Genomic DNA, 24,604 nt, shown 5'->3' with positions numbered 1-24,604 from the left:
TTATTGCCCAGTCGGCAATTTGCCTGCTGGACAGTTCTTCGCAGATCGCTGATCGGAAGTCAACCCCGATCCCGGGGATTCGCCTCGTCCGGCGAACGAGCCCGTCGCCCCGCGCCGCCCAGGGGCAGGTCCTACGCCGCGAGCAAGCTCCGCGACGCCTCGAACTCGACCAGCAGCTCGCCGATCCGCTCGCGGTAGCGCGCGACGTTCGCGAGCTTGATCTCCTCGTAGCCGCGGACCATGTCCGGCAGCCCGACGAGCTCGACGGCAACGTCGAGGTTCTGCTCCGTGAGACCGGCCAGCACGCGAGCGAGCAGCTCGCGGTACTCGTCGATCAACGCGCGCTCGGCCCGCCGCACCTCACTACGGCCGAACGGATCGAACGCCGTCCCGCGCAGCCGTCGCATCGCGTAGAGCAGGCGATACACCGGCCGGAACCACCGGCCGAGGGTGATCTTCCCCTCGAACCCGAGCGCCCGCAGGAACGGCGGCGTCAGCTTCCAGGCGTAGCGAGCCCCAGGACCGAACGCCGCTTCGATCTCGGCCTGCAGTTGCGGGTCGAGGTGCAGACGGGCGATCTCCGGCTCGTCCTTGTAGGCCAGCAGCTTGTGCAGGCCACGGGCCACCGCCTCGGCCAACGCCGTCGAGCCCGGCGCGACGGCGTGCTCCGCCGCGCGCGCCCGGGAAACGTCCTCCGCGTAGCGCCGTGCGTAGGCGACGTCCTGGAAGCCGACGAGCTCCGACACGCGCCGCTCCAGCAGGCGCTCGAGCTCCGAGCCCGGAGCGGCGCCGACGTCGTCGACGATCGCCCGCTGCTCCGGATCGAGTTCCAGGGCGCCCACCACGGGCATGCGGGCCAGGAGCAGCGCGTCGTACGCCTCGGGATCGGCCACCCGCTGTCGACCGCGGCGGAACGCCTGCCGGTTGACTTCGACCTGGGTGCCGTTGAGCTCGATCGCGCGCTCGATCGCCGCCGCACTGACGGGCAGCGCACCGAGCTGGAAGGCCGCGCCGAGCAGCATCACGTTCGCGACCTGATCGACGGCGAACAGCGTCGTCGCGTCGTCCTGCGCCGCGAAGCAGAGCGACCGATCCTCGCGGGCGCGGCTGAGCACCCGGTCGGTCAGCGATCGCAGCGGCGGGAAGCGCAGCAGCGGGTCGGAGACCATGTGGCCGGTCGGGACCTCGCTGCTCGACAGCACCGCGACCGTGCGGGCGCGGTCCGCCGCGGCGAGGTTGCGACCCTCGGCCGCGACGAGCAGGTCGCAGCCCAGATAGACGTCGCAGTCGGCGCTGCCCAATCGGTTCGACCCGTCCGTCGCCGTGGCCTGGATCCGCAGGTCGGACACCACCGGACCGCCCTTCTGCGCCAGGCCGATCTGGTCGAGGCCGCGGACGTGCCGGCCTTCGAGATGGGCCGCGATCGCGAGCATCTGCGCCACGCTGACCACGCCGGTCCCGCCGACGCCGGTGATCCGGATCGTCGCCTCGGACGGCAGGTCGGCTGCGGGCTCCGGCAGCGCATCGGCGGCAAGGTCGGGCGGCATCTGGTGCTGCGCCCCGCCGGTCGCCGGCACGATCTCCAGGAACGAGGGGCAGTCGCCGTCGACGCAGGAGTAGTCGGTGTTGCAGGACGCCTGGTGGATCGCGGTCTTGCGACCGAACTCGGTCTCGATCGGGATCACCGACAGGCAATTCGACTTGGCGCCGCAGTCGCCGCAGCCCTCGCAGACGCGCTCGTTGATGAAGATCCGCTTCTCGCGGGCCGGCGCCAGGCCACGCTTGCGCTTCCGACGCAGCTCGGTCGCGCACTCCTGGTCGTGGATGAGCACCGTGACGCCCTTGATCGCGGCCAGCCGCTCCTGCGCCTCGACCAGCCGGTCGCGCGCCCAGACCTCGATCCCGTCGGGCAGCCGCACGCCCGCGTAGGCGCTCACGTCGTCGGCCGTGATCAGGATCCGAGAGACCCCCTCAGCGGTGAGCATCTGGCAGATCTCGGGGACCGAGAGGCCGCCGCCCGCGGGCTGCTGGCCACCCGTCATCGCGATCGCGGCGTTGTAGAGCAGCTTGTAGGTGATGTCGACCTCGGCGGCGATCGCCGCACGGATCGCCAGCGAGCCCGAGTGGAGGAACGTCCCGTCGCCGAGGTTCTGGAAGAAGTGCGGGGAGTCGACGAACGGGGCCATCCCGATCCACTGCGCGCCCTCGCCCCCCATCTGCGTCACGCCGGCGACCGCGCCGACCTGGTCCTCGTCCATCACCATCACCATGCCGCTGCAGCCGATGCCGGCGCCGACGACGCTGTCCTCGGGCAGGCTCGTCGTCGACGAGTTGTGCGGGCAGCCGGAGCAGTAGTAGGGCGTCCGCGCCAGCGGCAGCGGCTCGGGCGTGCGGATGCCGTCGAGCCGCAGCACGCGTGCGCGGGCCGCCGTCGGAGCCGCGTCCTCGTCGCCCAGCACCGCGGCGGCGAGCGTCCGCGTGATCAGGCCGCCGTCGAACTCCCCCGCGGCCGGGAACAGCGACGCCCCATCCGCGTCCCGCTTTCCGGTGACGACGGGCGGGGCTGGCTGGCCGAACAGCGCATCCTTGAGCTGGGTCTCGACGAAGGCGCGCTTCTCCTCGACCACCACGATCCGGTCCAAGCCGTGCGCGAGCTCCCGCAGGTCGGCGGGGTCGACCGGGTACGGCATCCCGACCTTCATCACCCGGACCCGGTTGCGCGCGAGCCCGTCGTCGTCGAGGCCCAGGTCGCGGAGCGCCTGCCGGACCTCCTGGTACATCCGCCCGACCGCGACGATCCCGATCCGGTCGTCCGGGTGCGAGACGACGACCTCGTTGAGCCGGTTCAGGCGCCCGTACTCGCGCGCCAGGTCGAGCCGCTCCTCGAGCATCGAGCGCTCGAGCTCGAGCAGCGCCGCGCCAATCAGCTGGGCGTGCGGCGCGTGGCGCGTCGCCGCGGCGTCGGGCAGTACCGGCCGGACGCGGTCGCGGCCGACCAGCGCCGTGCCGGAGCCGTCGGCCACCGAGGTCGCCAGCTTCAGCGCCGTCCACAGGCCGGACGCCCGCGACATCGCCACCGCGTGCAGGCCGTAGTCGAGGATCTCCTGGACATCTCCGGGCACGAGCACCGGCATGCCGAGGTCGAAGAGCGCATACTCCGAGCTGGACGGGATGCTCGACGACTTGGCCGTCGCGTCGTCGCCGACGAACGCCACGGCGCCGCCGAGCGGCTGCGTGCCAATCAGGTTGGCGTGGCGCAGCGCGTCCCCCGCGCGGTCGAGCCCCGGGGCCTTGCCGTACCAGTAGCCGACGACGCCCTGGTGCTTCAGCGTGCCGACGTTCGGGGCCAGCTGCGTGCCCATCACCGCCGTCGCCCCGAGTTCCTCGTTGACGGCGGGCTGATGCTGGATCCCGGCGGCGGCCAGGCGCTCGCGCTGGCGACCGAGCTCGAGGTCGTAGGTGCCCAGGGGCGACCCCTGGTACCCCGAGACGTACCCCGCGATGTCGAGCCCCGCGCGCACGTCGGCGCGGTGCTGATCGAGTGGCACGCGAGCCAGCGCCTGCGTGCCGGTGACGAAGATCACGCCGTCTTCGACCGTGTACTTGTCGTCGAGCCGGAAGGCCACCATCGTCGTCCCCTCTCCCTCTGAATTGACCGCTCGGCAATTCACCGATCGTCGAGACGCTAGCACTTTTGCCCAGTGGGCAATTAGATCGGTGTCCGGCGTTCCGATCCGCGTGAGGCGCCTATACACTCGGCGGACCTTGTCGACCGAACCGCGAAAGAAGAGCCGACGCGCACCGAACGGCGCACGGAAGCAGCTGATCCTCGACGCCGCGACCATGCTCTTCAGCTCGCGGGCCTACGAGGACGTCAGCCTCGACGAGATCTGCGAGCAGGCCGGCGTCATCTCGCACGGCCTCGTCGCGTACCACTTCAACGGCAAGCGCGGCCTCTACACCGAGGTCCTCGAGCGAATCTGGGACGACTTCCTCGACTACCAGCGCCCCCGCCCGGACGAGTTGACGATGGAGGCGCAGCTGCGCGGCCTGCTGCGCCGCCACTACGAGTACATCGAGACCGACCCCCAGCGGTGGCTGAACCTGTTCCAGTCGCGGGCGACCCACGACGAGGTCCACGAGATCGCCGAGGCCGCGTGGAGCGCCGCCGTCGGCCAGATCCTCGACATCCTGCAGCTCGAACGCGACCAGCCGCCCCGCCTACGCGCCGCGCTGCGCGGGTTCGTCGGCTACACCCACGAGCTGACCCTCGACTGGGTCAAGCACCGCGACCTCGACCACAGCGACATCGCGGAGCTCTCCTACGACACGCTCGTCGAGAACCTGCGGATCGGCGGCAAGGGCCGCCCCGACGTGGCCCAGACGATCGCGACCCTCGAAGGCGCCCCGGCCCCCGAGGTCGCAGCTGGCCGCCGGTCGGGCTGATCGATGGCCCGACCGGAGCAGCCGGGACCCGCAGCCACGAGCGACGACGGTCCGGCATACCAGCGGATGGCCGCTCGGATCCGCGCGTCGATCGTCGCCGGCGAGCTCGCCGAGGGGCAGCGACTGCCGTCCGAGGTTGCGCTGGCCGAGCAGTCGGGGTTCAGCCGTCCGACCGTCCGGGAGGCCCTGCGCGTGCTCCAGGAGTCGGGCTTCATCGAACGCTCGAGCCCGCGAATCTTCGTCGTCCGCACGCCGACGGAGGAACCGGCGTCGCGCGCGATCAGCCAGGCCCTCCGCCGGCGCACGGTCACGTTTGCCGCGCTCTACGAGGCCCTGCTCCTGCTGGAGCCCGAGCTGACGCGGCTCGCCGCGCTGCGCCGCAGCGACGACGATCTTGCCGTGCTGCGCCGGATCGTTCGGGCCCAGCGCGACTGCGGCGGCGATTTCCTCCGCTGGTGCCGGCTGGACGACGAGTTCCACGTTGCGATCGCGGAGGCCAGCGACAACCCGCCGCTGGTGCTCGCTCGCGCGTCGCTCGGGCAGGTGATCGTGCCGACGGTGGCGCAGTTCGTCACCGACGAGCGCACCGCGACCGCTGCCACCGACTTCCATCAGCGGATCCTCGATGCAGTTGCCGAGGGCGATCCCGACCTGGCCGCGCTGATGGCCCGGCGCCACGTCGAGGACTTCCGACAGGCATGGGACCGGTCGGGTCTCGAGTACCACCAGGACATCAGCGCGCTGATCGATGCCGCCGGAGTGCGGCTGACCAAGCCGTGACGGGCGTCGGGCGACGGCCGAGCCGGTCCTCGACGCTACGCGCCGCCGATGGCACGCGGCGCCGAGGACCGGCCGGTCAGCCCAGCAGCTCGAGCGTCGCGCGGGCGTAGATCTCGCCCGCCTGCGCGACCTCGGCGACCGAGATGTGCTCGTCCACCATGTGCGCGAGCTCGAAATCGCCGGGCCCGAAGGTGATCGCCGCCGGGGTGCCGAAGCCGTCCTCGCCCGCCTCCATCAGCTCGACCGCGTCGACCCAGCCACCATTGAAGTGCTGCACCACGGCGGGCTTGCCGGTGACGGCCTCGACCGCGTCGGCCATCGCCGCGACCGCCGCGTGGCGCGGGTCCACCTCGCCGGGACGCAGCCACAGGCGACCGGCGCCCATCGGCAGCAGCTTGCGCTCGAACCGCACCTCGCCGTCCTCCTGCTCCAGCGTGCGAAGGAACGCGTCGATCGCGTCGCGGACCTCGGCCAGCGAGACGCCGACCGTCGACATCACGGAGAGGATCACGTCGCAGCGGCCCGGAATCGCCCAGCCGCCGACGTGGGAGGTACGGGTCGCCTGGATCGAGACCCGGGGACCGAAGAACTGCGAATCGCCCTGCGGGATCGCCAGGCGACCCTGGTCGACCGCGAGCACGAGCTTGGCCATCTTGGTGACGGCGTTGATCCCGCGCTCGGGCTCCGTCGGGTGCGCCGTGCGACCGACGGCGGTGATCTTCCAGGTGGAGATGCCCGGGTAGGCGATCTCGACGCGGCGGTTGCTCGTCGCCTCGGCCGAGAAGACCGTGCCGACCCGCTTGGCGACGCCGAGGTCCTTCATCAGCACCGCTCCGCGGAAGCCGTCCTCACCGTCGGAGTCCGACATGTAGTAGAGCGGTCCGCTACGCGGCTGGTTCGACGTCACGACCTGCTCGATCGCGGTCAACATCGAGACCATCGTGCCCTTCGAATCCACGGCGCCGCGGCCGTAGAGCTCGCCGTCGATGACCTCGGCCTCGAACGGATCGCGCGACCAGTCGGACGGCACGGCGCCGACGGTGTCGTAGTGGCCGTCGAAGAGCACCCCCGGACCGTCCCCTTCGCCCTCGAGGACACCGAGGACGAGCGGCGTCTTGCGCCCCTCGACCGCGTAGTGCTCGACGGTCATGCCGAGCTCGCGCAGACGCTCGGAGACCCAGAGGTGGGCGGTCGTCGGCTCGCCGACGACGCTGCGGATGGAGACGATCTCGCGGAGCAGCTGCTCCGCGCGGCCGACGTCGACGGAGACGTCCTGCGATTGGGTGCTCATGGATGCCTTTCGGTGGTCCAGGGTGGTAGATCTTCGGAGCAGCGCGGCGCCGTCACGGACGCCATGCCAGGTCGCCTTCGAGCAGCGCGGCGAGCGTGCCGAGCGCGGCGGCGCCGACGGCGCCGTCGATCACGCGGTGGTCGAAGCTCACGGTCACGGCGAGCACGGGCACAACGGCAGTGCCGCGGCGTCGCGGCACGACACGCTCGACGGTCCGGCCGACGGCCACGATCGCGGACTCGCCGGGGTTGAGCATCGCCGTGAAGCGGTCGACGCCGAAGCCGCCGAGATTCGACAGCGTGATCGCCGCGCCGGCCATCTCGTCAAGGCCGAGGGTTCCACCGCGCGCCGCCGCGACCAGCCGCTGGCGCTGCTCGGCGATTGCCGCGAGACCCGCCGTCTGCGGGTCGCGGATCACCGGCACCACCAGGCCCTTGTCGCTCGCGACCGCCAGGCCGACGCCGTCGGCACCGCTGCGGATCATCCGCGGCCCGTCGTCGCCGTCGACCCAGGTCACGGCCAACTCGGGGTGACGTCGAACGGTCTCGGCCAGCGCCTGCACCAGCAGGTCGTTGACGCCGATCCGCGCGGCCGCGTTCCGTCCCTCCGCCTGCGCCGCCTTCTGCGCCAACAGGTGACTCGCGTCGATGTCGCGCTGCAGCTGGTACTGCGGGATCAGCTGACTGGCACGCATCCGGCGCGCGATCGCGCGTCGGATCGCGCTGATCGGCAGTTCCTCGGCGGTCCCCGAGGCGGCACCGGGCGCGGGCGCGGCCAGCGGCCCGGCGGACGTAGCGGGCGCGCTCTCGGCGGCCGCCGCTCGGCGCACGTCATCGAGCGTCACGCGGCCGCGCGGGCCCGTTCCCTCGACTGCGGCCAGGGAGACGCCCAGAGCCGCTGCCGCCCGGCGCGCCACCGGCGCGACGCGACGGCGAGGCGCGCCATCGGGTGCGTCGCCGGCGCCGGGCGATCCGCTGCCGCTCGCCCCCGATACGGCGGCTCCGACCCCCGCGGCGCGGGCATCGTCGGCCCCAGGTGGGACTCCGGCCTCCGCCGCTGCCGTGTCGACGGCGGAGGACTCGGCCTCCAGCGGCTCGTCCGCGGTGTCGGCGATCAACGCCAGCACGTCGCCGACCGGCACCGCGTCGCCGACCCCGACCGACCAGGCCCGCAACACGCCGTCGCGCGGGGCTACGACCTCGGTGCTGGCCTTGTCCGTCTCGAGCTCCAGCAGCGGGAGGTCCTTCGTGACGGTAGCGCCGGGCAAGACAAAGAGCTCGACGACCACACCTTCGGTCACCTCGAGGCCGAGCTGCGGCATGACGACGGGAGTGATCACTGGCGAGTGCCGCCTTCTGAACGTCGACTGGTGTTCACGATGGTATGACCGTAGCATGTGATCTCAAGAGATTTCTCGATATTCTCGGTTTTGACCTGACAGTAGGAGTTCCCGATGACGCCCGCACCGCCCGAAGCCCAGCCCGACGCGAGGCCCACGCCGCCCAATCAGGCGCCCCCGCTGCGGGAGCTGCACGCGACCGTCGCGCTGGTCCGGGCGTTCGAGCTGGCCGTCGCCGCGCTCTACCGCGACGGAGAAGTCCCGGGCTTCGTCCACACGTCGCTCGGGCAGGAAGCCGTCGCCGCGGGTGTCGCCGCCGCGCTGCGACCCGACGACTACCTCGCCACCACCCACCGCGGGCATGGTCACGTGCTGGCGAAGGGTGCCGACGTCGACGCGATGATGGCCGAGCTCTTCGGCAAGGTCACCGGCCTCGGCCGCGGCAAGGGCGGTTCGATGCACATCGCCGATCCGGCGCTGGGGATCCTCGGCGCCAACGCCATCGTCGGCGCCGGCATTCCGCTCATCGTCGGGGCGGCGTTGTCGAGCAAGCAGCTCGGGCAGGACCGTGTCGCCGTCGCGTTCTTCGGCGAGGGCGCCGTCAACCAGGGCTCGTTCCACGAGGCGGTCAACCTGGCCGCGATCTGGAACCTGCCCGCGATCTTCCTCTGCGAGAACAACCTCTACGCCGAGTTCACCGACTCGAGCACGATGACGCGGATCGGATCCGTCGCCGAGCGCGCGATCGGCGGCTACGGCGTCCACGCCGCCACGGTCGACGGCAACGACGCCGCCGCGGTGCACGCGGCGACCGTCGACGCGGCCGATCGGTGCCGCCGCGGCGAAGGGCCCGTGCTGATCGAGGCCATGACGTACCGCTGGCATGGCCACTACGAGGGCGACGGGCAGACCTACAAGCCCGACAACGAGGCAAGCCGATGGCGGGAGCGTGACCCCCTAACGGTGCTCCGCGCGCGGATCGTGGCCGAGGGCCTCGGCTCCGACGACGAGCTGGACGCCGTCGAGCGCGTGGCCGACGAGCGGATCGAGCGAGCGGTGACCGCCGCCCGTGCCGCCGAGCTGCCGGCCGGAGAGGAGGCGTACGAGCATGTCTTCGGCGCCTGAGACCGTTCCCACCCGCTACATGCACGCGATCAACGCGGGCATGGCGGACGTCCTCGAGCGCGACCCGACCGCCGTCGTGATGGGTATCGACGTCGCCGCCGGCGGCGGCATCTTCACCGTCACCAAGGGCCTGTCCGAGCGCTTCGGTGCCGATCGGGTGATCGACACGCCGATCAGCGAGATGGGCTACGTCGGCGCTGCCGTGGGCGCGGCGATGACCGGCCTGCGACCGATCGTCGAGATCATGTTCATGGACTTCCTCGGCGTCTGCCTCGATCCGATCATGAACCAGGCGGCGAAGCTGCGCTACATGACGGCGGGCGCACTCGAGATCCCCATCGTCTTCCGGACCCAGACCGGCGCCGGGAAGAGCGCGGGCGCGCAGCACTCGCAGAGCCTCGAGGCGATGGTCGCGCACGTCCCCGGCCTGAAGGTGGTGATGCCGGGCACAGTCACCGACGCGAAAGACCTGCTGATTCAGGCTGCCGCCGATCCCAACCCGGTGGTCTACGTCGAGAACCGCAGGCTCTACAGCATGAAGGGCGCCCTCGACGAGGATCCTCGACCGCTCGGGCAGGCCCGCGTCGCGGTCCCGGGCGACGACGTCACCGTCGTCACCTGGGGACAGATGGTCCGCGAGTGCATGGCCGCCGCCGAAGCGTCGTCGGCGTCGATCGAGGTCATCGACCTGCGGTCGCTCGTCCCGCTGGACATGGACACCGTGCTCGCCTCCGCCGCACGGACCGGCCGGCTACTCGTCGTCCACGAGGCGGTCCAGGACTTCGGCGCCGGCGCCGAGATCGCGGCCCGAGCCGGGCAGGAGCTGTTCGACCTGCTGCGGGTGCCGATCCGGCGGATCGGCACCCCGTCGGTACCGATGCCGTTCACCCCGACGCTCGAGCAGCTGCTGATGCCGCAGCGCGATCAGATCGTCCGCGCCGCCGACGAGATGGTGGCCGAGGGATGAGCCCGGTCCGCGCGGTCGAGCACGGAGGCCGCTCGTGCCGACGCTGCAGTTGATCCGTCACGGCCAGGCGTCGTTCGGCACCGCCGACTACGACCGCCTGTCCACGCTCGGCCGGTGGCAGGCCAACGTCACGGGACGCCTGCTCACGACGTCGAACGTCCGAATCGTCCGGGTCGTGGCCGGCGGTCTGCAGCGGCAGCGCCAGACCGCCGAGCCGCTGGTCGCTCGGCTCGGCCTGCCCCTCGAGGTCGACCGCGGGTGGGATGAGTACGCAGCCGACGACGTGCTGGCCGCGCACTCCTCAGCGGCGGTCCGGCTGGACGACCCGTCGGGCGTGCCCGCTCGCGCCTTCCAGGGGATGATCGATGCGGCCCTGGCCTCGTGGATCGCCGCCGGAGACGGCACCGCCGCGGCCGAGTCGTGGAACGCGTTCCGCCGCCGGACGCGGGCCGCGCTCGACGTCGCGTTCTCCGGCACGCAATCCGGCGACGTCGTCGTCTGCGTCTCGTCGGGCGGCACGATCGCGGCGGTCTGCGCCGCGCTGCTGGGCGCGCCGGACGCGACGTTCCTGCCGCTCAGCCGCGTGGTCGTGAACGGCAGCATCACGACGATCGTTCGCGGCCGCGGCGGCATGTCCCTCGTCTCCTTCAACGAGCACCGACACCTGCTGCGCGCGCGGCCCGGGCTCGTGACCTACCGATGAGCGCCTGCACCAAGCTCCCGCGGCCGGTTCCGCCGCGGTGGTCGCGCCGGTGCCGACCGAGGTCGGCCTTGCCTGCTCCCAAGGGATCGGGGCCTTGGCGATCTCTCGCATCTCCGCCCGTGCGGGGGGAGACCGCCCCATCGGACACCGCGCGCTATCCGACCAACCGGATCGCGAGGGCGTCGGCGAACCCGCCGCTCGGGTCGTAGCCGCGCATCATCGCGATGATCACCGCGACGTAGTGCCGCGTCTCGGGGTAGGGCGGGATGCAGTTGCAGCGCGCGACGGCGCCCTCCCCCGCGTTGTACGCCGCGAGCGCCAGCTGCACGGAACCGAACCGCCGCAGCAGGCCGCTCATCAGGCGGGCCTGGGCGTGAATCGACGCCCGTGGATCGAACGGGTCGCGCAGTCCGACTGCGGCGGCGGTCCCCGGCATGAACTGGGCGATCCCCTCGGCGCCTGCCGAGGACACGCTGCGCGGATCGAATCCCGATTCCTGACGCAGCTGGGCGGACAGCAGCGCCGCGGAGATGCTGTAGCGGATGCTGGCGCCGCGAATCGCGTCGCGGTAGGCGGCCGGGACCCAGGGCGGGATCGTCCCGCCCGTCCCGACGCGCTTCGGCGCACCCGCCTCCAGCGCGCTTCCGGGATTCGGCCGGTACTCCCAGTGCCACGGCTCCCAGCTCATCGGCTTGGTGAACCCGAAGCGCCGACCGTTGGCCGCCAGCCAGCCGTACGACGCGCTCGGTCCGAGGTCCAGCGCGATCCCCAGCCGATGGTTGCTGCGGCCGGGCGGCGCCACCATCCTGGGGTTCGGGTTGGCCGCGAACAACCGTGCCTGCTCGGCGTTGGAGCGAAAGCCGCTCACCACCACCAGCGTCCGTCCGTCGCGGTGCGCTGCCGCCTTCATCCGATCGAAGGCCGACGCGACGTCCGGCCGCATCGGCTTGCCGTCGCGCCGGGCCAGCCGGCCGTGGTACTCGGCACCGTCGGCCGCATCGGCGAGCGACGCCGCCGGCGGGCTCAGCTCCGCCGTGGCGGCGACCGACTGCGACAGCGCGACGCCGGCCACGGTCGTCGAACCCGCCGCGCGGACGCGGACCGTCAGCGGACCGGCGTCGTCGTCCGTGGTGTCGGGGAAGCGCACCTCGACGTCGTCCAGCCCGTTGGCCGTCGCGCTGCGGCGGGCCGCGTCGGCGGCACGGGCCCGGAAGCGGGCGACGCTGATCGTGGCCGGGACGCCGGCGCGCGCCGGCCAGTCGGCCCGCATCCGATCGGCCGCCGCCAGCGCCGCCAGGTCGACCGTCCGCTGGCGCTCCTCGCGCCCGCCCATCGCCGAGGCGACCGCGCCGAGCGCCGCGGCCAGGATCAGCGCCACCAGCAGCGCGAGCAGCACCAGCAGCAGCGCCTGCCCGTCCTCGCCGACCGCGGGACGCCGGACCTGGGCACGCCCCGTCCAACCGCAGCGCAGCAGCATCCGGGCCACCGGCCCGGTCGGCACGGGCACGGGCACGACCTCGATCCCGTGACGCGCCAGCATGCCCGCGCAGGCGGCGACCGTGGCCGGCGAGCCGTCGGCGCGGACCACGGCGCTGCGCTCCAGCAGCGGGAGGAAGGGAGCGCCCCACGCACCGGCCAGGACCACCACCACCGGGTCCCCGTCGCCGACCGCCACCAGCCGTTCGATCGCCGCGACCGCCTGAGCGTCGTCGGAGGGCAGGAGCACCCGCACGACGCGCCCGGCCGCCTGCGCGTCGAGCCCGCACGACGCCGCCCGCTCGCGGCTCCGACGAGCGGCGGCGGTCGCCGTCACCGTCGCGGCGGTCGGTCGGACCGACGGATCCCAGAGCGCGATCACCGTGGCTCGGCCCCGCGCCGGGCGCAGGCCACAGCTCACGGCAGCACCGGCGACGTCGGCACGGTCGCTGGGCGCCAGCACCACGGCGACGCCCTCGCCGGCGCCCGCGCCACGCTGCTCGCGCGATCGCCGTGACGGCATCAGCGATCGCCCACCGGACGGGCCCGCACCTGGCGTCGCGCGTCGAACCGGGCGACGAGCGCCCGCGGGCCGCCGGCGCGGACGCGGACGGTGATCCGGTCGCCGACGACGGCGATCGTCAGGCGGTCCCGTGCCAGCCCGGGCACGGCGGCCCGGGCGGCCTCGACCGGATCCCGGCCCTGCAGCCGGGCGATGCCGGCAGCGTGCGCGGCCAGGCCGGCCGCCTCGCCCGCGCGATGGGCCTGCAGCGCCACGACGATCGCGATCGCCGCCGCCAGCACGAGCGGCACGACCGCCACGACCTCGACCGACGCCTGTCCACGCTCGCCCGGGCTCATCGCTGGGATTCCAGATGGGCGCTGCCCTGGACGGTGCCCAGCGACAGCGGCAGGACGCTCGGGACCGGCAGGCGAACCCGGACCGTGTCCCCCTCGCGGACGACGCGGGCCGCCGCGCCCCCGACCGGCGCGGATCGGCGCACGGCGACGGCCGGATCGCGTCCGACCGCCGCCGCGCGCGCCCCGGCCCGAGCGGCCGTCGTCGCCGACCAGGCGGCGTGACCCGCGAGGACCGCTTGGACGAGGCCGAGCAGCAGCAGGACGAGCAGCGGCAGCAGCGCGACGAGCTCGACCGACGCCTGCCCGCGATCGAGGGGTTCCGATGGCATGCGGCCAGACTGCCGCGAACCCCTGTGCCGGCTCCAGTCCCCAACGGCACCGATTCGGTGCCTGCTTCGTGACGAACCTGCGCGGCGTGCGCTAGACGACGTCGCGCCAGCGCTGGAAGACCGCGAACAGCATCGCGACCGCCGAGCCGATCAGGACGATCCAGAGGATCGTGCCGCTGCCGGTCTCGACCAGGCGCGGGCGGGCGGCCATCGCGACGACGATCATCCCGATCCCGCCGTACAGCAGCAGGCGGTGGGCGTCGCCGAGCAGCTCGATCCGGCCGCGGGTCTCGCGGTAGACGCGGACGCCGAGGAAGACGAACGCGGCCATGATCAGCATCCCGAGCGTGGCGCCGACCGCCTCGCCGCCGGTTCCGCCACCGGGAACCAGCCAGACGATCGCCGCCAGGCCGACGACGATCGCAGCGGTGCGCAGGCCGTTGCTGGTCACGACCTCAGCCTACCGACCGCGCACGGCCGGCTGGCGGCCGGCGCACGCGACGATCGGCCGGATCCGGCCCGCCGTCGGACGCGACCCCGATCTCGGCGTCAGCTGGCCGCGCGCTCGGTGAGCGCGGGCTCCAGCTCGGCCAGCTCGTCGCCGGCCTGCTCGGCGACGGCCGACGCGGGACGAACGCGGCGGTCCGGCTCGGCGACGGGCAGCGGCTCGACCGGCTCCGGGGCGAAGCGGTAGCCGACGCCGAAGTGGGTGTGGATGTACCGCCACCCGGGCGATGCCTTGTCGAGCTTCTGGCGCAGCTTGCGGACGAAGACGTCGACCGAGCGATCGCCGCGGGCCATCGCGTAGCCCCAGACGCGCTGGTAGATCTCCTCGCGCTCCAGCACCCGGCCCTCGGCGCGCGCCAGCAGGTCGATCAGCTCGAACTCGCGCTTGGTCAGCTCGGCCGACTGGCCGGCGACGAAGGCCTGGAACTGGTCGCCGCGGATCTCGAGCTCGCCGCTGACGCGCGGTCCGCGGTCCTCCTGCGGCTCGACCCGGCGGCGGCGGCGCACGACGGCCTCGATCCGGGCCATCAGCTCCTCCGGGTGACAGGGCTTGCCGACCCAGTCGTCGGCGCCGAGCCGCAGCCCGCGCACGCGCTGGGCGACGCTCGACTGGCCGGTGCAGACGATGATCCCCAGCCCGGGCATGCGGGCGGCGACCTTCTCGAGGTACTCCCACGCCTGGGCGCCCAGGACGCCGACGTCGACCACGAGGGCGCTGAGCCGCATCGCGACGAGGTCTTCCACCGGAACTGGGCTCGCGAGCACGCGCTGTTGCCAGCCCGCGCGCTCGAACCGCTTGCCGAGGACGTGGAGGAAGCCGCTGTCGGTGTCGATCAGCGCGACCCGCAGGGCGCCGCCCGCGGCCGCTGAACTGCCGACGCTCGAGACGGAGGAGTTCTCCTGCATCGCGTCGAAGTCTAGTCGGCGGGAGGGACCTGAAACGACTTGGCGGGTCACGGTCACCGTTTCTTCACAACCGCTCGCCCGGTGAACGGCTGGACGAGCGGCCACCGGGACCGCCCGTCAGGCCGACGGCGGCGTGCCGGGGCCGTCGTCCGACGGCGGGGCGTCGCCCGGCGCCGGGCCGTCCGCCGGGCCCGTTCCCAGCCCGCCCGGCCGCGCTGGGCCGAGGCCGCCGCGCTGCGCCCGGCGAAAGGCCCGCGTCGCCGACTCGCCGAACTCGGGCGACGGGCCCTCGACGATGAAGACGACCTGCTCGCCGATGTCGACGGCGTTGTCGCCGATCCGCTCGAAGGCACGGGCGACCATCGTCATCGTCATCAGCCACTCGCGGGTGTCGATGTCGTCGCCGAGGTCGATCGCCAGCCGGAAGATCTCGCGGTTGAGCTCGTTCAGCTCCTGGTCGCGGCGGACCAGGTCCAGCGCCAGGTCGACGTCCCGCAACTCCAGCGCCTGACGGCACTGGACGACCTCGTCGCGGGCCAGGATCCCCATCCGCAGGATCGGCTCGAGCACCTCGGCGCGGCGCGGCGGGTCGTTGCCGGTGAGCGGGATCAGCTTGGCGATGTTCACGCACTGATCCCCCATCCGCTCGAAGTGCTTGGCGGTGTGCAGCAGGCTCGCGACCAGCCGCAGGTCGCCCGCGACCGGCGCCTGGAGGGCGAACAGCGACAGCACGCCCTGGTTGACCTCCAGGTAGCGGCCGTCGATCCGGTCGTCGTCCGCCATCACGAACGTGCCGAGCTCGACGTCCTGCTGCTCGAGCGCCTCGGTCACGCGCTCGACCTGGCGCGCGACGAAGTCGAGCGCCCCCAGCGTCGCGCGCTCGAGCTCGAGCAGCTCCTCCCGGTACTGGCTTCTGGTGACAGCCACGGGCCGACCCTACTCCGACGACCGCACGCCCGACCGGCCGGTCAGGAGAACTTCCCGGAGACGTACTCCTCGGTCCGGGGATCGCTCGGGTTGGTGAAGATCTTCTCGGTCGCGTCGACCTCGACCAGGTCCCCCAGGTACATGAACGCGGTCCGGTCGCCGACGCGCGCCGCCTGCTGCATGTTGTGCGTCACCAGGACGATCGTGAAGTCCTGCTTCAGCTCCTGGATCAGCTCCTCGACCTTCAGCGTCGCGATCGGGTCGAGCGCCGAGCAGGGCTCGTCCATCAGGATCACGTCGGGCTTGATCGCGATCGTGCGCGCGATGCAGAGCCGCTGCTGCTGACCGCCGGAGAGCCCGACGCCCGGGGCGTTCAGGCGATCCTTGACCTCGTCCCAGAGGCCGGCGCCGCGCAGCGCCCACTCGACGCGCTCGTCGTGGTCGACGTCCTTGATCTTGTTGAACTTCAGCCCGGCCGCGACGTTCTCGCGGATCGACATCGTCGGGAACGGGTTCGGCCGCTGGAAGACCATGCCGATCATCCGCCGGATCGCGACGATGTCGGTCCCCGGCGCGTTGATGTCGACGCCGTCGAGCAGGATCTCGCCCTCGACGCGCGCGCCCGGGATCTCCTCGTGCATCCGGTTGATCGAGCGCAGCAGCGTCGACTTGCCGCAGCCGGACGGGCCGATCATCGCCGTGACCTCGTTGGCCCGGTACTCCAGGTCGACGCCCTTGACCGCCATGTTGTCGCCGTAGAACGACTTGACGCCGTGCAGGGTGACCGTGTGGCCGGTGGAGCCCTGCGCGGGCGCGACCGGCGCGCGGCCGCCGGCGACCGTGGCCGGGGTCTGGAGCGGCGAGTCGTGGGTGCTCACGGGGATACCACCGGAGGTCTGCGGATCGGTCGTGCGCGGCTCGCGCACCGGGGCGGGGTCGGAGGTCATGAGATGCGGCTCCTGCGCTGGGCGAGGCGGGCGATGAGACTGAGGAGGAGGATCAGCACGACGAGAGTCAGGGCGGCACCCCAAGCCCGGTCGTGCTGGGCCGACGAGGACGCGGTCACGTCGGCGTAGATCTGGGCCGGCAGCGTGTTCAGCGGCCCGTTGGGATCGCCGGCGAGCGCGGTCGCGACGCCGGCGGTGAAGATGATCGGCGCGGTCTCGCCGGCGGCGCGGGCGATCGCCAGCAGCGAGCCGGTGACGAGACCGGGCGCCGCGGTCGGGAGGACGATCCGCAGGATCACCTTCCACCGCGGAACGCCGAGCGCCAGCGCGGCCTCGCGCAGCTGCTGCGGCACCAGCCGCAGCACCGGCAGCGCCGAGTTGATCACGATCGGCAGCATCAGCAGGCCGAGGGCGACCGACGCCTTCCAGCCGGCGAACGGCGCCCCGCCGACCTGGCTGACGACCAGCGTGATGTAGACGAAGAGGCCGAAGACGACCGACGGCACGCCGGTCATCACGTCGACGAGGTAGCGGACGAAGTTGCCGAACCAGGTGCCCTCGCCGTACTCGACCAGGTAGACCGCGACCGCGATCCCGATCGGGACCACGACGGCCGCGGCGATCCCGACGACCTCGAGCGTGCCGAGGATCGCCGAGCGGATGCCGCCGAGGTCGTTCGCCTGGGCGGTGACCGCCGCGTCGCCGAGGAAGCGGTTGGTGTTCGCCACCGCGCCGGCGGCGCCGGTCGGGTCGCTGGTCAGGAAGCTCCAGCTGATCGATCCGCCGCCCTTGATCACGAGGAAGCCGAGCAGCAGCGCCAGCGGCAGCAGCGCCAGGCCGGTCAGGCCGGCGACCCAGCCGCGCGCGATCGAGTCGACGCGCTTGCGGCCCCGCAGCGTGGTGACCAGCTCCGGGCGCGGGATGCTCGGCAGCGAGAGCCGCGATCCGCTCTTCGGCGCCTCGCCCCGCTCGGCCGCCGCGACCGCCTTCTTGGCGTCGCGCTCGGCGCGCTTCAGGCGGCTCTCGGCGCGGGTGATGTAGCCGCGGGCGATCGCGTTGATGACCAGCGTGACCGCGAACAGCAGCAGGCCGGCGCCGATCAGCGCGGCGCGGTGCTCCGGGCTCGAGGTCGCCTCCTGGAACTCGAGCGCGATCACCGAGGCGAGCGTCGAGCCCTGCGAGAAGATCGAGTCGCCGACGCCGGCGGTCGCGCCGCCGATCAGGATCGCGACGGCGATCGTCTCGCCGAGCGCCCGGCCGAGGCCGAGCATCGAGCCGCCGACGATGCCGGCGCGCGAGTACGGGAGCACCGCGGTGCGGATCATCTCCCAGCGGGTCGCGCCGAGCGCGAGCGCCGCCTCCTTGTGGTCGGTCGGCACCGTCGCCATGACCTCGCGCGAGATCGCGCTGACGATCGGGATGATCATGATCGCCAGGATCAGCCCGGTGATGAAGTAGTTGGCCGCCGAGACGTCGCCGCCGATGAACGGGATGAACGAGAAGGTGTCGGCGAACCACTGCTCGACGCCCTTCAGCTTCGGCGCCAGGAAGAGGAAGCCCCAGAGGCCGTAGACGACCGACGGGACCGCGGCCAGCAGCTCGAGCGTGCCCGAGATCAGGCCGCGCCAGCGGGCCGGAGCCAGCTCGGTGACGAAGAGCGCGGTCGCGACCGCGATCGGAACCCCGATCAGCAGCGCGATCGCCGACGTGATCAGCGTTCCGGCGACCAGGGCGCCGGCGCCGTAGGTGTCCTTCGACGGCAGCCAGTCGACCTTGGTGATGAAGTCGATGAAGCCGTACTTCGAGAAGACCGGCTCGGACTCGATCCCGAGCTTGATCAGGAAGTAGGCGAGCAGGACGAAGATCAGCCCCGCCAGGCCGGTCAGGGCGTTCTTGACCCATGGGTCGAGCCAGCTGCCGGTCTTCGTCCGGGCCAGCGTCTCCCGCAGCCGCGATGCGGCGTCGGGGTTCGGGACGGTTGCTGTGCTGGATTCCATGGTCTCGTCCGATCGTCGGCGGAACCGGTCGCGCGGCCACTCGGCGGGTCCAGCCCCGTCGCGCGGCGGCGACGGGGCTGGACCCTGCGTGAGCGGTGAGCTCGACCTCGGCTAGGAGATCGGCGCTCCGTTGCACTCGAGGGAATCGACGACGGCCTTGGCCTTGTCGAGGACGCTGGCGGGCAGCGGCGCGTAGGCGAGCTGCTTGGCCTCCTCCTGACCGGTCGTGAGACCGTAGGTCAGGAAGTTCTTGACGTCGCTGGCGACGTCCTTGCTCTTGCCGGCCTTGCAGAGGTCCTTCGGCAGGACGATGAAGGTCGCCGACGCGTCGGGGTAGGTCTGGTCGCCGGAGGCGTCGCCGATCGAGAACCGCAGGTCGGCGGGGACCTCGACGTTGTCACCGGCGGCGGAGACGGACTCCAGCGTCGGCTCGACGTAGTTGCCGGCCTTGTTCTTGAGGCTCGCGTAGGCGAAGTCGTTCTGCAGCGCGTAGGCCTGCTCGACGTAGCCGATCGCGCCCTCGGTCTGCTTGACCTGGCCGGCGACGCCGTCGTTGCCCTTGGCGCCGGTGCCGGTCGGCCACTTGACCGACTTGTCGACGCCCGGGCCCTTCTCCCACTCCTTGGAGTAGGCGCCCAGGTACGAGAGGAACGCCTTCGTGGTGCCCGACTCGTCGGAGCGGTGGACGACGGTGATCTTCTCGTCCGGCAGCGTCACGCCGTCGTTCTGCCCGGCGATCGCCGGGTCGTTCCACTTGGTGATCTTCCCGAGGAAGATGTTCGCCAGGGTCTCGCCGTCCAGCTTGAGGCCGGTCTCGATGCCCTTGACGTTGTAGGCCGCGACGACCGCGCCGAAGAACGTCGGGACGTGGACGATGTCGCCCTGCTTCTTGGCGGCGGCGATCTCCTCGTCGTCCATCGCCGAGTCGGTGCCGCCGAAGTCGAGCGTGCCGTCGGTGACGCCGGCGATGCCCGCGCCCGAGCCGGTGCCGGCGTAGTTGAAGGTCAGCCCCTGGGACTTGAGCTTCGAGCCCCAGGTGTCGTACACGGGCTTGGCGAAGGTCGAGCCGCCAGCGTTGATCGACCCCGAGAACTTCGCGGTCGCCGTGGTCTCGGTGCCAGTGCTGGCCGCCGTGCTGTCGGACTTCTTGTCGTCAGAGCCGCAAGCCGCGACGCCGAGTGCGAGAACGGCAGATGCGCCGACCGCGGTGAACGTACGAAATCGCACGTGGTCTCCTTGGGATCAGTCAGGGGAACGTGACGCAGGGCAGCGTGGCATCGGCTTCCCTGCATCCTGTTACCTGGGTGTGGCCGGGGTGTGAACTCGATGTGAACGTGAGGTGTCGACGTCGAGCGCGAGCCCGCCGACGGCGGGTCCGCTCAGGCCGCGGGCTCCGGCGCGAACCGGTACCCGAAGCCGATGTGGGTGTGGATGAAGCGCCAGCCCGGGGACGCTGCCTCGAGCTTCTGGCGCAGCTTGTGGACGTAGACGTCGATCGACCGATCGCCACGGCGGAGCGGACCGCCCCAGACCGTGGAGAACAGCTCCTCGCGGGCGACGACGTGGCCGGACCGCGTGGCGAGCGCGGACAGCAGCTCGAACTCGCGGACCGACAGCGACACGACGCGACCGGCGACGACGGCCAGCCCCTCCTGGGGGCGGATCTCGACCTGGGCGACGCGGATCGGGCCGTCAGGGCCCTCGGAGCGCACGTCGTCCGTGGATCGGGTCACGGTGCTCATCGCTCCGTGAGTGTCCGGGCTGGCGCGCCGGATTCCGTTACGTGACCGTGAACCACCTGTGAACGCGATGTGAAACCGCGCGGAAGCCGTTCTGTTGCGGGGCTTTCGGCGCTAGCTTCGGGCGACCGATGCCGCTCTTCTTCCGCGCACCTGGCGCCGACTCGACGCTTCTCGACCTGCTCGAGGAGTACGGCCGGACGATCCAGCGCTCGACGTTGCTGCTGCGCGACCTGATCCGCGACTACCCGGAGCAGGGCGGCCTGGTCCGCGACCTGGTCCTCTGCGAGCAGGAGGGCGACCGGATCGCCCACGACATCATCCACCGGCTCAGCCGCCACACCAACGGCCATCCGACGCATCCGTTCGAGATCGACGACGGCTACCGGCTCGCGACCGCGCTCGACGACATCGTCGACGACGCCGAGGCGGCGGCCGACATGTTCTCCGTCTACCAGGTCGAGGCCGCGACCGACCAGGCCAACCAGCTGGCCGACATCCTGGTCGCCTGCGGCGAGCAGCTGGCGCTGGCGCTGCGGGCGCTGCGGACCGGCAGCGACCTGTCGCCGTTCCTGGTCGAGATCCACCGGCTCGAGAACGACGGCGACCGGATCAGCCGCGACGCGATCGCCTCGCTGTTCGAGATCGGCGTCGACCCGCTGTTCGTGATCCGCTGGAAGGACATCTACGCGGCGCTCGAGAGCGCGATCGACGCCTGCGAGACGGTCGCCCACCACCTGGAGGGGATCGTCCTCAAGCGTCGCCGCTGAGGCGCCGCGGTCGCCGCGCGGACCCGAGCCGCCGGCGCGGCCGCGCGCGGCTACGCCCACCTGGGCCCCTCGCCGATCGGCGCCGGCGGCTCGGCGGAGCTCCCGTCGGCCAGGTCGGCCAGGTCGCAGGCCAGCGCCGACCAGGCGAAGCCGCGGGCGCCGTAGCCACGGCCGTGGCGCGGGTCGTAGTACTCGCGCAGGCCCTCGCGCTCGACGGCGGCGACCAGCGCCCCGGCGACGCTCGCCGCGTGGTCGTGGTGGCCGAGCGCGGCGACGGTCGGCAGCAGCAGCCAGGCGACGTTGATCCACGACGGCCCGCGCCAGGTCCGCCAGCGATCGAAGCGCGGCTCGTGGGCGCGATCGTCGACCGCGACCGACGGGATCCCGACCGGCGCGCCGAAGCGGCGCGGATCCAGCAGCTGCTCCTCGGCCAGCCGGCGGCGGATCGGCTCCGGGATCCCGGGCAGCACCAGCGGCGAGATCGACGACCAGCCGTTGGCCACGACCGGGCGGCGCCCACGGCCGGCGAGGTCGCGGAAGAGGCCGGCCGACTCGTCCCAGCAGTGCTCGACCAGCGACCGCTCCGTCCGCGCCGCCAGGGTCGCCCAGGCGCGATCGCCGCTGAGCCGGGCCATCGCGTGCAGCGAGAGCGCGTAGGCGGTGCTCGTCCAGACGTCGACGACGTGGTGGTCGTGGCGCGCGGCGAAGCGACGCGCGTCGTAGCCGACCCGCCGCGCCCGCTCGACGAGCAGCCAGTAGCCGGGGCCGTCGTGGGTCACCCGCCGGAACGGCAGGTCGTACTGGGGGCTGTCGTCCAGGCCCGACTCGTCCGGGAAGAGGATCGTCAGCAGCCCGTCGCCGGCCAGGTCGCGCTCGGCGGCGAGCCAGTCGAGATGCTCGGCCAGGCCCGGGAGCGCCTCGGATCCGAACCCCGGGTCGCCCGCGAGGTCGGCCGCGGCGACCCGCTCCCAGGCGAGCGGCAGCAGCGGCGGCCCGATCGAGGCGGTTGCCAGGTCGCCGCGCGGCGATCGCGTCGCGTAGAACGGCGCCCGCCGCCAGCCGGCCGGCCGATCCCAGAAGACGGTGTGCGGCAGCAGGCCCGGGCGGGCGCCGACCCGCGGGGCGATCCGCGGGTCGCCGCTGCGCAACACGGTCCGCAGCTCCTCGCGAGCGCGGGCGGGGTCGAAGCGGGCCCAGGCGATCGCGCTGAAGCAGGAGTCCCAGTGCCACTGGTGGCGATAGCGCGGCGTCGACGGGCAGGTGTAGCCGTAGCGGACGCCGCGCTGCTCGCCGCTGCGCCAGTTCTCCCGCAGGGTCGCCAGCGCGAGCGCGTCGACCGGGCGGGCCGCCGCGGCGTCGCGCCCGGACGCGGGCGGCGTCGGCGGACCGGCCGCGACCGGCTCGTCCTCCCCCAGCACCGTCCCGTGGTCCATCGGGCCGGCGCCTCAGGCGGCGACGAGCTCGCGGTAGGTGACCGACGGACGGTGCGCGTGGTGGCGCAGGATGTCCTTGGCGGCCGCGATCAGCCGCGGGTGGTCGAGGTCGGCCGGGTGCAGCTCCAGCCGCACCGGTCCGCCGCCGAGCCGCGACGCCGCCCGCAGGACCGTCGGCGACGCGAAGCGCTTGATCGGGGTCGACGCGCCGAGGCCGAGCGCCAGCGCCCGCAGCGGCCGCGGGCGAGCGCCGGCGTGGACGGCGTCGATGGTCGCCCACCACGCGTAGCGCTCGCGCAGCGCCGCGTGCAGCGACGGCGTGTAGGCGAACCCGGGCGCCACGAAGCCGTCGGGCTCGATCCCCGAGTCGGTCAGGATCCGGTGCCCGGCGTCGACGGCGCGGTCGGTCTCGGCCGCGTCGAGGCCGACGAACTCGGCCGCCCGGCCGCCCTGCCAGAGCGCGACCGCCTGCCGCAGCGGGGCGGCGGGGCGCGTCTGCTCGTGGCGGAAGCCGTGCTGGGCGACCTCGTCGCCGGCGTCGATCCGCTCCCCCAGCCACGAGCGCAGGGCCGGGCTGCGGCGGTCGAAGGGGTGCAGATCCGGCGCCGGGATCACCAGCAGCGTGACCCGGGCGACGCCGTGGTCGGCGAGCCACTCGCGCAGCAGCGCGCAGCGCTCCCAGGTCGCGGGCTCGACGTCGTGGACGGTGACCGCCATCGCGTCGCGCGGATCGACCCGGCCGCGACCGCGGTGGAGCGCCAGCGAGCGGACCGCTCCCCCACCCCCCGGGACCGTCATGCCGCCCGTTCCCGACGGCGCTCGCGCCGCTCCAGCAGATCGACCATGTCACGCAGCTCCTGGTGGAAGAGGACCGTCCAGCCGTGGCGCCACGCCAGCGCCGCCGCCGCGCCCGCGTCCGGTGCCGCCCGCCGCGCGGCGTCGATCGCCCGCTGCAGGCCGACCACGTCGCCGGCGCTGTAGGTGTGCCCGAGCGCGCCGATCGTCGTCGCCGACGGGGCGTTGTCGCAGGTCACGACCCGGGCGCCGCAGGCGGCGGCCTCGAGCCCGACCAGCCCGAAGGTCTCGTTCGGCCCGGGCATCACCACGCACGACGCGGCGGCGTAGCGGCGGGCCAGCTCGGCCGGGTCGCTGACGTAGTCGCCGAGCGTGACCCGATCGGCCAGGCCGAGCGCCGCGATCTCGGCCGGCAGCGCCGTCCGCCAGGGCCCGTCGCCGACCAGCTGCAGGGTCCAGTCGCCGCGGCGGGTCGCCTCCAGCAGCTCGCCGACGCCCTTCGCGCGCGACAGCCGTCCGGCGTAGAGGACGTGGTCGCCGCGGCGGACGTCCGGCTGCGGGCGGAACGCCGGGTCGAGCCCCAGCCGCAGCGGCAGGTCGGCCCCGCGGCCGCTGTCGGGGACCGGGTCGATCACCGACATGATCGCGTCGACGTCGCGATAGGCGTGGTGCATCCACGAGCGGAAGATCGGCCGCCAGGCCGCGTCCGGCCCCGGCATCCCGGCGGCCGCCAGCGCCGCCGACCCGTGGTGGACGGCGATCACGATCGCGCCCGAGCGGTGGGCGGCGGCGATCGCCTGGCGCGGGGTCCAGAACGGGTCGTGGAGCAGCAGCACGTCCGGCCGCAGCCGCTCGATGGTGCGGCAGAGGCCGCGACCGCCGGGCGGGATCCGGTAGTCGTTGCGGGTCACGCGGACGCCGCGGATCCGGTGCATCCCGGCCCGCTCCTCGTCGCGCTCGCCGGGGACGACGATGTGGTGCTCGTAGGCCCCGGTGATCGCGGCGTGACGGCGCTTGGCGTCGAGGTAGCTCTTGATCCCGCCGCTGCGCTCGCCGTACCAGAGGGTGACGTCGGCGACCCGCAGCCGGCGGCCGTGACGGCCGAGCCCCCGCCCGGCGCCGTCGGGCGCCACCGATTCGGTCGTCGCCCGCCCGCGGCCGGGCCGCGGGCGGGTGGCGACCGCGCTCAGCGGCTCACGCGACACGCCGGGGCCGGGTGGCGTGGTTTGCCAGGATCGCCTCGCGGGTGGCGGCGGCCTCGGCGTC

22 protein-coding genes are annotated in these 24,604 nt (G+C 72.9%); 6 read left to right on the top strand and 16 right to left on the bottom strand.

Annotated elements, in window-relative coordinates:
* Positions 1-131: 131 nt before the first annotated feature.
* Positions 132-3,629 carry an indolepyruvate ferredoxin oxidoreductase family protein gene (locus PAI11_RS12360; protein ID WP_040600064.1) on the bottom strand — a complete coding sequence of 1,166 codons (3,498 nt, stop codon included), beginning with the start codon at positions 3,627-3,629 and terminating at the stop codon, positions 132-134.
* 136 nt (positions 3,630-3,765) lie between these two features.
* Between PAI11_RS12360 and PAI11_RS12355 the strand changes: the two genes are divergently transcribed.
* Together PAI11_RS12355 and PAI11_RS12350 are read left to right on the top strand one after the other, a co-directional pair.
* Positions 3,766-4,446 carry a TetR/AcrR family transcriptional regulator gene (locus tag PAI11_RS12355; protein ID WP_007575099.1) on the top strand — a complete coding sequence of 227 codons (681 nt, stop codon included), beginning with the start codon at positions 3,766-3,768 and terminating at the stop codon, positions 4,444-4,446.
* 66 nt (positions 4,447-4,512) lie between these two features.
* Complete coding sequence (locus PAI11_RS12350; RefSeq protein WP_007575096.1) at positions 4,513-5,226, top strand: FadR/GntR family transcriptional regulator; 714 nt, start codon at positions 4,513-4,515, stop codon at positions 5,224-5,226.
* 76 nt (positions 5,227-5,302) lie between these two features.
* On the opposite strand, the gene PAI11_RS12345 is transcribed toward PAI11_RS12350, so the two are convergent.
* Both PAI11_RS12345 and PAI11_RS12340 read right to left on the bottom strand, forming a co-directional pair.
* Positions 5,303-6,517 (bottom strand): M20 family metallopeptidase, encoded by a 1,215-nt coding sequence (locus PAI11_RS12345; RefSeq protein WP_007575093.1) that lies wholly within the window; start codon positions 6,515-6,517, stop codon positions 5,303-5,305.
* A 52-nt stretch (positions 6,518-6,569) separates the two neighbouring features.
* Positions 6,570-7,838 (bottom strand): dihydrolipoamide acetyltransferase family protein, encoded by a 1,269-nt coding sequence (locus PAI11_RS12340; protein WP_007575091.1) that lies wholly within the window; start codon positions 7,836-7,838, stop codon positions 6,570-6,572.
* A 132-nt stretch (positions 7,839-7,970) separates the two neighbouring features.
* Here PAI11_RS12340 and PAI11_RS27850 point away from each other — a divergent pair, with 132 nt between their 5' ends.
* From PAI11_RS27850 to PAI11_RS12325, 3 genes are read left to right on the top strand one after another with little or no spacing between them, the layout of a single operon-like run.
* Complete coding sequence (locus PAI11_RS27850; protein WP_007575089.1) at positions 7,971-8,981, top strand: thiamine pyrophosphate-dependent dehydrogenase E1 component subunit alpha; 1,011 nt, start codon at positions 7,971-7,973, stop codon at positions 8,979-8,981.
* Positions 8,965-9,948 (top strand): alpha-ketoacid dehydrogenase subunit beta, encoded by a 984-nt coding sequence (locus PAI11_RS27845; protein ID WP_040600061.1) that lies wholly within the window; start codon positions 8,965-8,967, stop codon positions 9,946-9,948. The genes PAI11_RS27850 and PAI11_RS27845 overlap by 17 nt, the downstream gene beginning before the upstream one ends.
* Positions 9,949-9,982: 34 nt before the next feature.
* On the top strand, positions 9,983-10,651 hold the full coding sequence (locus PAI11_RS12325) for a histidine phosphatase family protein (protein WP_007575085.1): 669 nt from the start codon (positions 9,983-9,985) through the stop codon (positions 10,649-10,651).
* A gap of 154 nt (positions 10,652-10,805) precedes the next feature.
* On the opposite strand, the gene PAI11_RS27205 is transcribed toward PAI11_RS12325, so the two are convergent.
* The 10 genes from PAI11_RS27205 to PAI11_RS12275 form a co-directional block, all read right to left on the bottom strand.
* Positions 10,806-12,650: a lytic transglycosylase domain-containing protein gene (locus tag PAI11_RS27205; RefSeq protein WP_007575083.1), complete on the bottom strand. Its 1,845-nt coding sequence runs from the start codon at positions 12,648-12,650 to the stop codon at positions 10,806-10,808.
* A complete protein-coding gene (locus PAI11_RS12315) occupies positions 12,650-12,988 on the bottom strand; it encodes a hypothetical protein (protein ID WP_007575081.1) in 339 nt (112 codons plus the stop codon). The genes PAI11_RS27205 and PAI11_RS12315 overlap by 1 nt, the downstream gene beginning before the upstream one ends.
* On the bottom strand, positions 12,985-13,317 hold the full coding sequence (locus PAI11_RS12310) for a TadE/TadG family type IV pilus assembly protein (RefSeq protein WP_007575079.1): 333 nt from the start codon (positions 13,315-13,317) through the stop codon (positions 12,985-12,987). The genes PAI11_RS12315 and PAI11_RS12310 overlap by 4 nt, the downstream gene beginning before the upstream one ends.
* A 91-nt stretch (positions 13,318-13,408) precedes the next feature.
* A complete protein-coding gene (locus PAI11_RS12305; protein ID WP_007575077.1) occupies positions 13,409-13,768 on the bottom strand; it encodes a hypothetical protein in 360 nt (119 codons plus the stop codon).
* Positions 13,769-13,866: 98 nt separating this feature from the next.
* A complete protein-coding gene (locus tag PAI11_RS12300; RefSeq protein ID WP_138974280.1) occupies positions 13,867-14,730 on the bottom strand; it encodes a response regulator transcription factor in 864 nt (287 codons plus the stop codon).
* Between the two features lie 117 nt (positions 14,731-14,847).
* Positions 14,848-15,657, bottom strand: a complete 810-nt coding sequence (phoU, locus tag PAI11_RS12295; protein ID WP_007575073.1) for a phosphate signaling complex protein PhoU — start codon at positions 15,655-15,657, stop codon at positions 14,848-14,850.
* A gap of 41 nt (positions 15,658-15,698) precedes the next feature.
* Entirely contained in the window at positions 15,699-16,604 is a 906-nt protein-coding gene (gene pstB, locus PAI11_RS12290; protein WP_007575071.1) for a phosphate ABC transporter ATP-binding protein PstB, read from the bottom strand.
* On the bottom strand, positions 16,601-18,601 hold the full coding sequence (pstC, locus tag PAI11_RS24340) for a phosphate ABC transporter permease subunit PstC (protein WP_007575070.1): 2,001 nt from the start codon (positions 18,599-18,601) through the stop codon (positions 16,601-16,603). Before pstC ends, pstB begins: the two co-directional genes overlap by 4 nt.
* A 111-nt stretch (positions 18,602-18,712) precedes the next feature.
* Entirely contained in the window at positions 18,713-19,828 is a 1,116-nt protein-coding gene (pstS, locus tag PAI11_RS12280; protein WP_007575068.1) for a phosphate ABC transporter substrate-binding protein PstS, read from the bottom strand.
* A gap of 152 nt (positions 19,829-19,980) precedes the next feature.
* Entirely contained in the window at positions 19,981-20,343 is a 363-nt protein-coding gene (locus PAI11_RS12275; RefSeq protein ID WP_050897224.1) for a winged helix-turn-helix domain-containing protein, read from the bottom strand.
* Between the two features lie 128 nt (positions 20,344-20,471).
* Here PAI11_RS12275 and PAI11_RS12270 point away from each other — a divergent pair, with 128 nt between their 5' ends.
* Complete coding sequence (locus tag PAI11_RS12270) at positions 20,472-21,110, top strand: DUF47 domain-containing protein (RefSeq protein WP_007575065.1); 639 nt, start codon at positions 20,472-20,474, stop codon at positions 21,108-21,110.
* 50 nt (positions 21,111-21,160) lie between these two features.
* On the opposite strand, the gene PAI11_RS12265 is transcribed toward PAI11_RS12270, so the two are convergent.
* The 3 genes from PAI11_RS12265 to PAI11_RS12255 are packed head-to-tail and all read right to left on the bottom strand — an operon-like array spanning position 21,161 to position 24,543.
* A complete protein-coding gene (locus tag PAI11_RS12265) occupies positions 21,161-22,543 on the bottom strand; it encodes an MGH1-like glycoside hydrolase domain-containing protein (RefSeq protein WP_007575063.1) in 1,383 nt (460 codons plus the stop codon).
* Positions 22,544-22,555: 12 nt separating this feature from the next.
* Entirely contained in the window at positions 22,556-23,341 is a 786-nt protein-coding gene (locus PAI11_RS12260) for a DUF2334 domain-containing protein (protein WP_007575061.1), read from the bottom strand.
* A complete protein-coding gene (locus tag PAI11_RS12255) occupies positions 23,338-24,543 on the bottom strand; it encodes a glycosyltransferase (RefSeq protein ID WP_040600058.1) in 1,206 nt (401 codons plus the stop codon). The genes PAI11_RS12260 and PAI11_RS12255 overlap by 4 nt, the downstream gene beginning before the upstream one ends.
* Positions 24,544-24,604: the final 61 nt, after the last annotated feature.

The sequence above is a fragment of the Patulibacter medicamentivorans genome (assembly GCF_000240225.1).
Classification (GTDB): domain Bacteria; phylum Actinomycetota; class Thermoleophilia; order Solirubrobacterales; family Solirubrobacteraceae; genus Patulibacter; species Patulibacter medicamentivorans.
Note: the sequence above shows the minus strand (reverse complement) of the source record. Positions and strands in the feature narration are given on the sequence as shown.